This window comes from Kribbella sp. NPDC050820 (assembly GCF_040653975.1).
GTDB lineage: Bacteria > Actinomycetota > Actinomycetes > Propionibacteriales > Kribbellaceae > Kribbella.
The window spans coordinates 15,198-27,115 of record NZ_JBFAHB010000103.1; the positions used below are offsets into that span (position 1 = coordinate 15,198).

Annotated in this window: 12 protein-coding genes; 8 read left to right on the forward strand and 4 right to left on the reverse strand. The window is 69.9% G+C overall.

All coding sequences use genetic code 11. The annotated features are described in order from the left end of the window. From AB0H36_RS44190 to AB0H36_RS44215, 6 genes are all read left to right on the forward strand, one after another. Positions 1 to 813: a hypothetical protein gene (locus AB0H36_RS44190; RefSeq protein WP_360537479.1), complete on the forward strand. Its 813-nt coding sequence runs from the start codon at positions 1 to 3 to the stop codon at positions 811 to 813. A 7-nt stretch (positions 814 to 820) separates the two neighbouring features. Beyond that, positions 821 to 2,458, forward strand: a complete 1,638-nt coding sequence (locus AB0H36_RS44195) for a lipid II flippase MurJ (protein ID WP_360537481.1) — start codon at positions 821 to 823, stop codon at positions 2,456 to 2,458. After that, entirely contained in the window at positions 2,455 to 3,480 is a 1,026-nt protein-coding gene (locus tag AB0H36_RS44200; RefSeq protein WP_360537483.1) for a glycosyltransferase family 4 protein, read from the forward strand. The genes AB0H36_RS44195 and AB0H36_RS44200 overlap by 4 nt, the downstream gene beginning before the upstream one ends. Positions 3,481 to 3,501: 21 nt before the next feature. After that, complete coding sequence (locus AB0H36_RS44205) at positions 3,502 to 5,217, forward strand: CTP synthase (protein ID WP_360537485.1); 1,716 nt, start codon at positions 3,502 to 3,504, stop codon at positions 5,215 to 5,217. After that, entirely contained in the window at positions 5,214 to 5,864 is a 651-nt protein-coding gene (locus tag AB0H36_RS44210) for an NUDIX hydrolase (RefSeq protein WP_360537487.1), read from the forward strand. The genes AB0H36_RS44205 and AB0H36_RS44210 overlap by 4 nt, the downstream gene beginning before the upstream one ends. Before the next feature lie 117 nt (positions 5,865 to 5,981). Beyond that, on the forward strand, positions 5,982 to 6,698 hold the full coding sequence (locus AB0H36_RS44215) for a peptidylprolyl isomerase (RefSeq protein ID WP_360537489.1): 717 nt from the start codon (positions 5,982 to 5,984) through the stop codon (positions 6,696 to 6,698). Positions 6,699 to 6,702: 4 nt separating this feature from the next. Here AB0H36_RS44215 and AB0H36_RS44220 read toward each other — a convergent pair whose 3' ends face one another. Further along, positions 6,703 to 7,266 (reverse strand): hypothetical protein, encoded by a 564-nt coding sequence (locus AB0H36_RS44220; RefSeq protein WP_360537491.1) that lies wholly within the window; start codon positions 7,264 to 7,266, stop codon positions 6,703 to 6,705. 76 nt (positions 7,267 to 7,342) lie between these two features. Here AB0H36_RS44220 and AB0H36_RS44225 point away from each other — a divergent pair, with 76 nt between their 5' ends. Continuing rightward, the gene (locus AB0H36_RS44225) at positions 7,343 to 7,747 is read left to right on the forward strand and encodes a cupin domain-containing protein (RefSeq protein WP_360537493.1); all 405 of its coding nucleotides are present in this window, start codon (positions 7,343 to 7,345) and stop codon (positions 7,745 to 7,747) included. Positions 7,748 to 7,804: 57 nt separating this feature from the next. On the opposite strand, the gene AB0H36_RS44230 is transcribed toward AB0H36_RS44225, so the two are convergent. The 3 genes from AB0H36_RS44230 to AB0H36_RS44240 all read right to left on the reverse strand — a co-directional run bounded on the left by AB0H36_RS44230 (position 7,805) and on the right by AB0H36_RS44240 (position 10,337). Continuing rightward, positions 7,805 to 8,500, reverse strand: coding sequence for a DUF4386 family protein (locus AB0H36_RS44230; RefSeq protein ID WP_360537495.1), 696 nt, complete (start codon positions 8,498 to 8,500; stop codon positions 7,805 to 7,807). A 126-nt stretch (positions 8,501 to 8,626) separates the two neighbouring features. Further along, entirely contained in the window at positions 8,627 to 9,457 is an 831-nt protein-coding gene (locus AB0H36_RS44235) for an LLM class F420-dependent oxidoreductase (protein ID WP_360537497.1), read from the reverse strand. A gap of 136 nt (positions 9,458 to 9,593) precedes the next feature. Continuing rightward, entirely contained in the window at positions 9,594 to 10,337 is a 744-nt protein-coding gene (locus tag AB0H36_RS44240; protein ID WP_360537499.1) for a phosphotransferase, read from the reverse strand. Positions 10,338 to 10,662: 325 nt separating this feature from the next. Between AB0H36_RS44240 and ald the strand changes: the two genes are divergently transcribed. Then, positions 10,663 to 11,778, forward strand: a complete 1,116-nt coding sequence (gene ald / locus AB0H36_RS44245) for an alanine dehydrogenase (protein ID WP_360537501.1) — start codon at positions 10,663 to 10,665, stop codon at positions 11,776 to 11,778. Positions 11,779 to 11,918: the final 140 nt, after the last annotated feature.

Consider the following 11,918-nt stretch of genomic DNA (forward strand, 5'->3'; position numbering starts at 1 on the left):
GTGGGAATTCTGAGCGCTGCCGTCGCGGCAGCCGCCACCGCTGCGCTCGAACGCGCCGCGGCGAACCTGCCCAAGGAGAACCGCGAGCCGTTCGAGCGGACCAACCATCGCGGTGAGCCGGTCACGCTGCTCGAGGGTCCGGTCGCGGTGCTCGGCGCGCTGGCCGGCGTCGCGGCATCTCCCAAGACTCCGGGCAAGGTGAAGGCCGCCGCGCTGCTCGCCGGCTCGGTGTCGGGTGCAGTCGGCGCGTACGACGACCTGCGTGGGACGACGCAGGCGAAGGGGTTCCGCGGTCACCTCAGCGCGCTGAAGCGGGGTGAGGTGACGAGCGGTGCGGTGAAGATCCTCGGGGTCGGCGCCGCGGGCCTGGCCGCCGCCGCGTTGCTGCCGCGGAAGTCGTCCGGTGTGAAGGCCCTCGCCGGGGTCGTTGCCGACGGCGCCTTGATCGCGGGTACGGCGAACCTCACCAACCTGCTCGACCTCCGGCCCGGCCGTGCGCTGAAGGTGGTCGCAGCAGTGAACGCGCCGCTGGCGGTGACGAACGGCCCGGCCGGCGCGGTCGTCGGTGCGGCCGCGGCCGCGGCGCCGTCCGACCTTTGCGAGCGCTCGATGCTCGGCGACTGCGGTGCGAACGGCCTGGGCGCGATCACCGGTACGGCGCTCGCCGCCTCGCTGCCGGGTCCGCTGAAGGCGCTCGCGCTGGGCGCCGTCGTCGCGCTCAACCTGGCCAGCGAGAAGGTCAGCTTCACCAAGGTGATCGCGGAGAACCCGATGCTCGACAAGATCGACCAGTGGGGCCGTAGGCCCCGATGATGACTCGGTGAGCACAGACGGCTCGGGCGCGGAGCGCCCGGCCGGCGCCGGGGGAGGTGGCGGCTCAGGAACCGGCGCGCGCATCGCGCAAGCCGCGTTGCTGGTCGCCGCGGTGACAGTTCTGGCCCGGGTGGTGGGTTTCGGCCGGTGGCTCGTCTTCTCGAAGACGGTCGGGGCCGGGTGCCTGGCCGAGGCGTACGCGACGGCGAACCAACTGCCGAACATCCTCTTCGAGGTGGTCGCGGGTGGCGCGCTGGCGGGTGCGGTCATCCCGGTGCTCGCCGGTCCGGTGGCACGCGGCGACCGCGCTGCGCAGGGACGCATCATCGGTGCGCTGATCACCTGGTCGTTCGTGCTGCTGGCGCCGTTCGCCTTGCTGGCTTGGCTTTTCGCGTCCACCTACACCGACGCAATGCTCGATCCGGGCGCCGAGTGCAGCGGCTCGGCTGCGACCGCGACGCGGATGCTGGCGATCTTCGTGCCGCAGGTCTTCGGCTACGCGATCGCTGTGATCGCGACCGCCGTACTGCAGTCGCACAAGCGGTTCGCGGCCGGTGCGCTGGCGCCGCTCGTGTCCAGTCTTGTTGTCGTAGGCACCTATCTGGCGTTCGCGGGCGCGGCGCCGGACGCCGACTCGGCGTCGCGCGGGGCGTCCGATCTGCTGGCCTGGGGTACGACGCTGGGCGTCGCTGCGCTGGCGCTGACCGTGCTGGTGCCGATGCTGTTCCTGCGCATCCCGATCAAGCCGACGCTGCGCCTCGACCCCGGGGTCGCTCCGGTACTGCGAAGGCTGGCGCTGGCTGGTCTCGCCATACTGATCGCGCAGCAGCTCACGTTTGTCGTCACGACCTACCTGGCCAACCATCGAGGCGTGGCGGGCAGCATCGCGGTCTATACGTGGGCCAACGCGGTCTATCTGCTGCCGTACGCCGTACTGGCCGTGCCGATCACCACAGCTGTGTTCCCGCGGCTCGCGTCGGCGTATGACGCGGGGGAGCGGTTCGATGTGTACGCCGCCTCGTCGACGCGGGCTGTGATGTTGGCAGGCGGTGCTGGGGCCGCACTCCTGGTGGGCACCGCGGTCCCGGTTGCTCGCGTTTTCGCGTACGACGACGGCGCCGTACAGGAGGCGAGAGCGGCGACACTGGTCGACGCGTTGCTCTTGTTTGCGCCGGCTGCCATCGGGTTCGCCGTACTGATGCACGTCGGCAGGGTGCTCTACGCGAGGCACTCCGGTCGTGAGGTCGCAGTGGTGACGGCCGGCGCCTGGATGCTGGTCGCGGTGTCCGGCGTGGTGCTTACGGCGTCCTGGGATGCCGTGCCGGCGCTGGCGGCCGCGATGTCGATCGGCATGATGGCTGGAGCGATCGTGCTGCTCGTCGTCCTGCGTCGGGAGGCGGGTCCCGGGGTACTCGCCGGATTGCCGCGCGCCACGCTGGCTGCATTGGTCGGTGCTGTCCTTGCCGGTGCGGCCGGCTGGGCGGTGTCGTTGCCGGCCGGCGACGCCGGAGTGGGTAAGGCCTGCTTGTTCGCGGTGCTGTCCGGCCTGGCCGTAGTCGTTGTGTACGCCGCGGTCGCGGTGGTACTGGATCGCGCGGACGTCCGCGCGCTGCGGAGTCGTGGACTTGTGGAGGAGACGCAATGAGGATCGGCCTGCTGCTCGCGGAGTCGAGGGGTGGGATCGGGCAGCACGTCGCCTCGCTGGTGCCGCGGTTCCTGAACGCCGGGCACGAGGTGGTCGTGTGCGCGCCGCCCGGCACCGCTGAGCACTTCGACTTCGGCGGTGCGCAGGTCGTGACTCAGGCAGCAGCGTTGCGCGGCGCTGACGTGTTCCACGCGCACGGCTACCGCGCCGGTATGACCGCACTCCGCGACAGGTCGCGGCTGCGGCCGCTGGTGGTCACCTGGCACAACGCGGTGATCGCTCCGGGCCCACGTGGGCTTGTCATGCGGCTGGGGCAGCGGCTGGTTGCCAGGGGAGCGGACCTGACTCTAGGAGCCTCTAGCGACCTCGTGGAGCTCGCCAAGAGCCTCGGAGCGCGGCAGGCCCAGCTGGCCCCGGTAGCGGCTCCTGCGATGCCTCAGGTCCGTACGCCGCGTCACGAGGTCAGGCAGTCGTTCGGGCTCGACGAGGAGCCCCTCGTGCTCACCGTGGGTCGCCTGGCACCGCAGAAGGACTACCCGACGCTACTGTCCGTGGCTGCATCGGTGCGGGAGTCCAACCCGGACGTGGTCTTCGCGATCGTCGGGGATGGCCCGCTGCGCGACAACCTGCAGGCCCGGATCGACGCGGAGAACCTCCCCGTGCGCCTCCTCGGTCACCGGGACGACATCGCGGACCTCCTGGGCGCGGCTGACGTGTTCCTGCTCACCTCGCACTGGGAGGCGCGGGCTCTGGTCATCCAGGAGGCTATGCAGGTCGGCGTACCCGTGGTTGCGACCGCGGTCGGCGGCGTCCCGGAGCTGGTGGACGACAGCGCCGTACTGGCGTTTCCCGGGGATGCGGACGGGCTGGCGGACGGCGTCCGGGCGGTCCTGGCCGAACCGGAGACGGCGAACGCTATGCGGACGCGGGGCCGGGAGTTGGCCGCCAGATGGCCGGACGAAGACGCGGTGGCGAAGAATCTGCTCGACATCTACGTGGGTCTCGTCGCGACCGGGGGTTGACAACAGGTAGGCTGAAGGCCCGTGGACAGGGCTTCGAATTCCCAGCAGACCAAGCACGTATTCGTCACCGGTGGCGTGGCGTCCAGTCTCGGCAAGGGGCTGACAGCGTCCAGCCTCGGCAGTCTGCTGACGGCACGGGGCATCCGGGTCACCATGCAGAAGCTGGATCCGTACCTGAACGTGGATCCCGGCACCATGAACCCGTTCCAGCACGGCGAGGTGTTCGTCACCAACGACGGCGCCGAGACCGACCTGGACATCGGCCACTACGAGCGTTTCCTGGACCGGGACCTGTCCGCGGTCGCCAACGTGACCACCGGGCAGGTGTACTCCAGGGTGATCGCCAAGGAGCGCCGCGGCGAGTACCTCGGCGACACCGTGCAGGTGATCCCGCACATCACCAACGAGATCAAGGAACGGATGCTGGCGATGGCCGGCCCGGACGTCGACGTGGTGCTGCACGAGATCGGCGGCACCGTCGGCGACATCGAGTCGCTGCCGTTCCTCGAGGCGGCCCGCCAGGTCCGGCACGACGTCGGCCGGGACAACGTGTTCTTCCTGCACATCTCGCTGGTCCCCTACCTCGCTCCGAGCGGTGAGCTGAAGACCAAGCCGACCCAGCACTCGGTCGCCGCGCTGCGCTCGATCGGTATCGCCCCGGACGCGGTCGTCTGCCGCGCCGACCGGCCGATCCCGGACGGCGTGAAGCGGAAGATCTCGCTGATGTGCGACGTCGACGTCGAGGCCGTGGTCGCCGCCGTCGACTCGCCGAGCATCTACGACATCCCCAAGGTGCTGCACACCGAGGGTCTCGACGCGTACGTCGTACGGCGGCTGAACCTGCCGTTCCGCGACGTCGACTGGACCCGCTGGGACGAGCTGCTGCGGGTCGTGCACAACCCGAAGGACCAGGTCACGGTGGCGCTGGTCGGCAAGTACATCGACCTGCCGGACGCGTACCTGTCGGTCGCCGAGGCGCTGCGGGCCGGCGGTTTCGACAACGACGCCAAGGTCACGCTGCGCTGGATCGCCTCCGACGACTGCGCGACGCCCGAGGCGGCCGCGCGGCTGCTCGGCGACGTCGACGCGATCTGCATCCCGGGCGGCTTCGGCGTCCGCGGGATCGAGGGCAAGATCGGCGCGATCAAGTTCGCCCGCGAGCAGCGGATCCCGATCCTCGGGCTGTGCCTCGGGCTGCAGTGCATGGTGATCGAGGTCGCCCGCAACCTGGCCGGGCTGGTGGAGGCCAACTCCAGCGAGTTCGACCCGGACGCCGAGCAGCCGGTGATCGCGACCATGGAGGAGCAGAAGCACATCGTCTCCGGTTCCGGTGACCTCGGCGGCACCATGCGGCTCGGCCTCTATCCGGCCAACCTCGCGGACGGCTCGATCGTCCGTGACCTGTACGCCGCTCCCTCGGTCCAGGAGCGGCACCGGCACCGCTACGAGGTGAACAACGCCTACCGCGACAAGCTGGAGACGGCCGGCCTGGTGTTCAGCGGGCTGTCCCCGGACAACGAGCTGGTCGAGTTCATCGAGCTCGACAAGGCCCAGCACCCGTACTTCGTCGCCACCCAGGCGCACCCCGAGCTCCGGTCCCGGCCGACCAAGCCGCACCCGCTGTTCGCCGGCCTGATCAACGCCGCCCTGGTCCGGCAGCGCGAGTCCCGCCTGCCGGTCGAAGAGCCGGCAGCCGCGAGGAAGCCGGCCGCCAAGACCACGGTCAAGGCTCGATGAAGGACCTTCCCGAACTGCGGTTCGGCGCGGGCCTGGCCGACGTGCCGGAGAAGTGGCCGGTCGCCTCGTCCGAGGTGGTGCACGAGACCGGCCGGGTGATCTCGGTACGGCGCGACCACCTCGACCCACCCGGTCGGGACCCGTTCGTCCGGGACGTGGTCGTGCACCCGGGCGCGGTCGGGGTCGTCGCCCTGGACGAGAACAACCGGATGCTGCTGGTCCGCCAGTACCGGCATCCGGTCGGCCACCGCCTGCTCGAGCCACCGGCCGGGCTGCTCGACGTCCAGGGGGAGCAGTACCGGCTGGGCGCCGAGCGGGAGCTGTGGGAGGAGACCGGCACGAAGGCTGCCGACTGGCGGATCCTCGTCGACGCCTTCACCTCCCCGGGTCTCACCGACGAGGCGGTCCGGATCTTCCTCGCCCGCGACCTGTCCCCGGCCGACGAGGCCTACGACCGGCGGCACGAGGAAGCCGACATGGAAACCGTCTGGGCGCCGCTGGTCGACGTGGTCGGCGCCGTCCTGGCCGGACACCTGCACAACCCCATCCTGGTGATGGGCGCACTCGCGACCTGGACCGCGATGAACGGGCCAGGCATCGACAACCTCCGCGCGGCCGACGCCCCCTGGCCGGCCAAGGACCGCTGACGGCGCCCTTGACGTTGGGCGGGACTCCGGTCAGCATCAGCCTGCCGAAGAACCGCGACCTGCGGATCTTCACCCTGGCCACCGGCTGATCCCGAACGCCCCAAGGAGATCTCAACGATGAGAGCCACCCGCGTCGCCCTGCTGGCGACCTTGACCGTCGCCGGCCTGCTGACCGTCCCTGGTACGGCGTCCGCCACGCCGGTCACCACGACCGGACCCTGTGGGTACACCGCGACCCCCGACGACCCGTCGCCGCGCCCGGTCTCGCTACCGCCGGACCCGACGCCGACGCCGAACAAGGGCATCGTGCGGGTCGTGGTCGCGACGAACCAGGGCCCGATGCTGCTGTCGCTCGACCGGGCCAAGGCGCCGTGCACCGTGCAGAGCTTCCTGCACCTCGCGAAGAGCCGGTTCTACGACTTCACCACCTGCCACCGGCTCACGCTGTACCCGACTCTCAAGGTCCTGCAGTGCGGCGACCCGAGCGGCACCGGTGAACGCGGCCCCGGCTACTCCTACAAGGACGAGCTCGCGACCGACCTGCCGAACTGGCCCGGCGACCCGACCGGCACCCGGAAGGTCTACGCCCGCGGCACCCTGGCGATGGCGAACGCCGGCCCGAACACCAACGGCAGCCAGTTCTTCCTGGTCTTCGCCGACTCCCGCCTGCGCCCCGACTACACCATCTTCGGCACCGTCGACCGCCTCGGCCTGAAGGTCCTCGACAAGGTCGCCGCCGGCGGTGTCACGCCGACCGCCGAAGACCCCGCGCCCGTCGACGGTCCGCCTCAGCTCAAGACCGACATCCTCGTCGCCCGCTCGCTGGGCAGCTGACAGGTCAGTCCACCGACTCGCCGCCGCCTTCGCACAGGGCGGCGGTGACGGTGCGGACGTTGACCTTGAACTCCTCGTCGGGGACCTTCGGGAGGATCTCGTCCCAGGCGGCGATCATCGCCCCGCGGAACTGCATCTGGCCGAGCGGACGGGCGAGGAACCAGACGTGGAAGTGTTCGGAGCCGTCGCCCCAGCGGTTGAAATGCGTGCGCCCGACGCCGTCGATCCGGCCGATCGCGCCGGCGACGCGCTGGATGATCGGGCCGAGCGTGGCGAGCAGTTCGGGCGGCAGGTTGTCGAGGCGGTAGTGCTCCCGCGGCTCGAGTACGGCGACGAACGGCAGCCCGCTCGGCTCGAGGCCGGCCTTCACCTGCCACTGGTCGTCCCGCCAGATCACGAACTTGTTCGGATCAGCACACGTCACGCACGGCGCCCCACCCGCCTCACCCCCACGCGGCGGCTCCGGCACCACCGGCTCCGCCAGCGGCACAACCTGCACATCCCCCTCGAACGGAAAGAACCGCTGCCCCACCAGCCCCTCCGCAGACAACCGCTCCCCATACGGCAACCGCCGATGATACGCAGAAGGCAACTCATCCATCCCCGCACTCTGCCCAACCCCCGCCCATCCGACAATGCCTTTTATGGAGAAGCCTGAGTTGGCTGGGTTGTTGGGGCTCGAGCCGCATCCGGAGGGTGGGTGGTACCGGGAGACGTGGCGGTCGGAGGTGGAGATCGCGCCGGAGGGGTACGACGGGACGCGGGCCAGTGCGACCGCGATCTATTTCCTGCTGGCGCCGGGGGAGGAGTCGCGGCTGCATCGGGTGCGGTCGGCGGAGATCTGGTTGTGGCACTCCGGCGGGCCGTTGACGCTCGAGTACGGCGACGAGTCGGTCACCCTCGGACCTGACGTCGGCGCGGGTCAGCGGCCGCAGGTCGTCGTACCGGCGGGGGCTTGGCAGGCGGCGCGACCGGCCGGGGACCAGCCGGTGCTGGTGTCGTGCATCGTGTCGCCGGGATTCGACTTCGCGGACTTCACCCTGCGGTGAGGGGAGGGCCCGCCGGGACGCGCGTCAGGGGCACACGGTCCCGGCGGACGACTGGGCTCAGGTCTGCGGAACGATCGCCTCGCCCGCTGTCACCTCCGGCAGGTGCTCACGGATCATGTAGCCGCCGGCGCAGACGATCCAGACCGCCGACAGCAGCAGCGGGACCGTGGTCATCAAGGTGCCGCCGGCAACGAACGTGCCGTCGGTGGCGAACACACCGAAGGCGCCGGCGAACGACACGACGGCGGCCGCCAGCGCGAGCCACCCGAGCCAGTTCGGCATCATCCGGGTACGCAGGACACCGATCCCGGCCGCAGCCAGCGGCAGCGTGGCGGCGAAGCCGATCATGGTCGTCATCACCGCGGTCAGCTCGTACAGCATGACGGTGGTCGCGGCGTCCCGGCCGTCGATGCCGTAGGCGGTCGCGGCGGTCAGCCCTGCAGTCATGAAGATCGCGCCGCCGACCAGCACCGATCCCGCCAGCAGCGCGAGGTGGACGTCACTGCGCTCGTCCCGCTCCCGGATCGCCTCGGCGAAGGCAGCGGCGAACCAGATGATCAACCCGGCCGCGGCGGCCCACATCAGGGACCCGACCAGCATCGACGTCCGGGCGTCGTCGATGAAGCCAGTGATCGTGCCTTCCGACTCGTCCACCGTGGGGAGATTGCCGGGCAGGAACCTGCCCAGGAGTGCCAGGACGACGAAGGCCAGTCCGGCTATGCCGCCCCAACGCAACTCGTGTCGCTCGGTCATGGGGAACACCTCCAGTGAACGCACCCCGAAATGACGTGCGTCTACTGCTGATGTTCCTCCGCTTCAAGCGGCCGTCAAGAGGTCCGTCCGGCGAACAGGCGCACCGCCGGACGGACTCGGCATCACCTACAGGAGAACGGTTGCCAACGCCTCGTAACCGGGCAGTAGATCGATCCCCTCACGCCCCAGCTGCTGGACTGCGACGTGGTCCGCACCGGCGTCCAGGTGGGCCTTCAGACCCTCCGCGATCTCGACCGCCGAACCGTGCAGCACGAGCGCGTCGACCAGCCGGTCGCTGCCGCCGTCGTCCAGGTCGGCGTCGGTGAACCCGAGGCGCTTCAGGTTCGACCGGTAGTTGCGCAACTGCAGGTACGACGCCAGGTAGTCGCGCGCCGTCGTCCGGGCGATCTCGTCGTCGGTCTCGAGCACGATCCCGTGCTCCGGCGCGAGCAGTACTCCGCCGCCGAGGGTACGACGTGCTTCCCGGGTGTGCTCGGGAGTCGTCAAGTACGGCAGGGCTCCGGCGGTGCGGGATCCCGCGACCTGCAGGACCTTCGGGCCGAGCGCGGCCAGGGCGCGCCGGTCGGCCGGCACCTTGCCGTCGTCGAGCTCGTCCAGGTAGCCGACGATCGTGTCGTACGGCGACTTGTACTCGCCGGTGCGTTCCGGGTGACCGATACCGACCCCGAGCAGGAACCGGCCCGGGTGCTCGTCCTCCAGCCGGTGGTACGAGGCGGCCACGTCGGCCGCGGGCGACTTCCACATGTTCACGATGCTGGTGCCGACGGCAACGGAGTTCGTTGACGCCAGCAACACTTCCGCGTCGCGCAGGCCGGCGTCCGGGGAGCCGCCCAGCCAGAGCGCGCCGTACCCGGCCTGCTCCAGTCCCGCCGCCAGCTCCGGCCCCCAGTGCTGAGGTCCGTGCCAGACCCCGAAGCGTCCAAGTTCTACCGCCACGCGTACTCCTCTCGTCGAACCGTTCTCAGGCTGCAACCGGGAGCGGGCGGGCTCCATTCCGTGCTGGGAAAAGCATCCCCGACGCCCACCAGGGCAAGTCAACGATGACTGTCGGCGCAACCAGAATGTGGACGGCCTACAGGTGCGCGGCGATCGCGGGGATTCGTTGCCGAAGGTCCACGAGTCGTCGCTCGGTGCGGTCGGGTTCGCCGACCTTGAGGAGGTTGAGCATGCCTGGGTCACCCGTTTGCTGGCCGGCGCGGATGACGCGGGCCGACCGCTGAGCACGGATCGGCGCGGCCTCGAGGATCTCGAGAGGAGTGAAGGTGCCGCCGTACGACGTTGCCATCAGCTGCAGGCGGGCGGCCTGGTAGGCCGGGTCCATCGGGATCGCAAGCGGAGCGGTGTTCCAGGCGGCGAAGGCGATGTCGTCGAGCGGGACGCCCGGGCCGGCCATGTCCCAGTCGATCACGCCGCTGAAACCGGACTCGGTGCCGATCCAGTTGTAGTACCCGTAGTCGTGCATGCAGATGATCTGTCCGGCAGCGAGTTCGCCGCGACTCGTGCGCCAGACGATCTCGCCGTCGGGCCGGTACGACGTGACCACGCGGTGGTACTCGGCGAGCCAGCGCATGGCGTCGGCCAGCACGTCGTCGGGCACCTCCGGGCCGTACGCCGTACCAGGCAGGTAGTCGAGGATCTCGCGGTCCTGGTCGTCGTACCCGAGCACGCGCGGGATCCCGGTCAGCCCGGCGTCGGCGAGGTAGTTGAGCAAGGCATGAACGGCCGGGGTCCACGGGCCGGTGGCACGCCTGACGGTGTCGCCGACGCGGACCGCGCCGCCGACGTTGCCGCCGTGGAGAGCGATCTCCTCGTTCATGTCAGAACCTTTCGTCAGGAGCGTTTTTCGCGGCAGTGCAAGACTGGCGTAAAGACAGAAATGGAGATTGCGTCAAGATTGCGCAAAGCCTGTGAGGCAAGGGATTCCGCGGTCAACGTCACGCGGAGTTGCAGCGTCTTGCAGGAGTGTAACCGAACCGCCGGGCATCGGTTCCGCGAGTCTCCACCGGATAGGACCATCCGATCAGGTGGTATGAACCTTGCGGGCTTACACTCGGCAGCGACCTGGCAGCTCACCCCTCACCGCCGGGCCGCGGACACAACGACGTGGGCCGCACACCTGGAATGTGAAAGAAGGGCAAGTTGTGAAGGTCGGAGTACCGAAGGAAGTCAAGAACCACGAGTACCGGGTGGCGATCACCCCGTCCGGCGTGCACGAGTTCGTGCGCAACGGGCACGAGGTTCTGATCGAGCAGGGCGCGGGGACCGGTTCGCTGATCCCCGATGACGAGTTCGTCGCGGCCGGGGCACGGATCGTGCCGGCCGCGGACGACGTCTGGGCGGACGCCGAGCTGGTGCTCAAGGTGAAGGAGCCGGTGGCCGAGGAGTACCACCGGATGCGGCGGGACCAGGTCCTGTTCACCTACCTGCACCTGGCCGCGAGCACCGACTGCACCGAGGCGCTGCTGAAGTCCGGCATCACCGGGATCGCGTACGAGACGGTTCAGCTTCCGGACGGGACGCTGCCGCTGCTGGCCCCGATGAGTGAGGTGGCGGGCCGGCTGGCGCCGCAGTCCGGCGCCTACCACCTGATGGCCAACGGCGGCGGCCGCGGTGTGCTGCTCGGCGGCGTGTCCGGGGTGCACCCGGCCCGGGTGGTGATCATCGGCGCCGGTGTCTCCGGCATGAATGCGGCTGCGATCGCTCTCGGCATGCAGGCCCAGGTCCAATTGTTCGACCGGAACATCGCCCGGCTCCGCCAGGCCGACCAGATCTACCAGGGCCACCTGCTGACGATCGCCGCGAACTCGTTCGAGATCGAGCAGGCGGTGCTGGAGGCCGACCTGGTCATCGGCGCGGTGCTGGTGCCCGGTGCGAAGGCGCCGAAGCTCGTCACCAACGACATGGTCCGCCGGATGAAGCCGGGCAGCGTGCTCGTCGACATCGCGATCGACCAGGGCGGCTGCTTCGAGGACTCGCGTCCCACGACCCACGCCGATCCGGTCTACAAGGTGCACAACTCGTTGTTCTACTGCGTCGCGAACATGCCCGGGGCGGTGCCGAACACGTCGACGTACGCACTCACCAACGTGACGCTGCCGTACGCGATCGAGCTCGCGAACCTGGGCTGGCGGGAGGCGATGAAGCAGGACCACAGCCTCGCGCTCGGCCTGAACACGCACGCGGGGCACGTCACCTACGGTCCGGTGGCCGACGCCCACGACCTGTCCCAGCTGAAGCTCGACGAGGTGCTGGTCTGAGCATCAGCCGTGCGGTTGGCGCTTACCTGGACCACCTCACGGTGGAGCGTGGCCTGGCCGCGAACACCTTGGCGTCGTACCGGCGTGACCTGCCGCGGGGCCGCCCCAAACTATCGGCCCCCCGGCCGTACGGGGTGGGG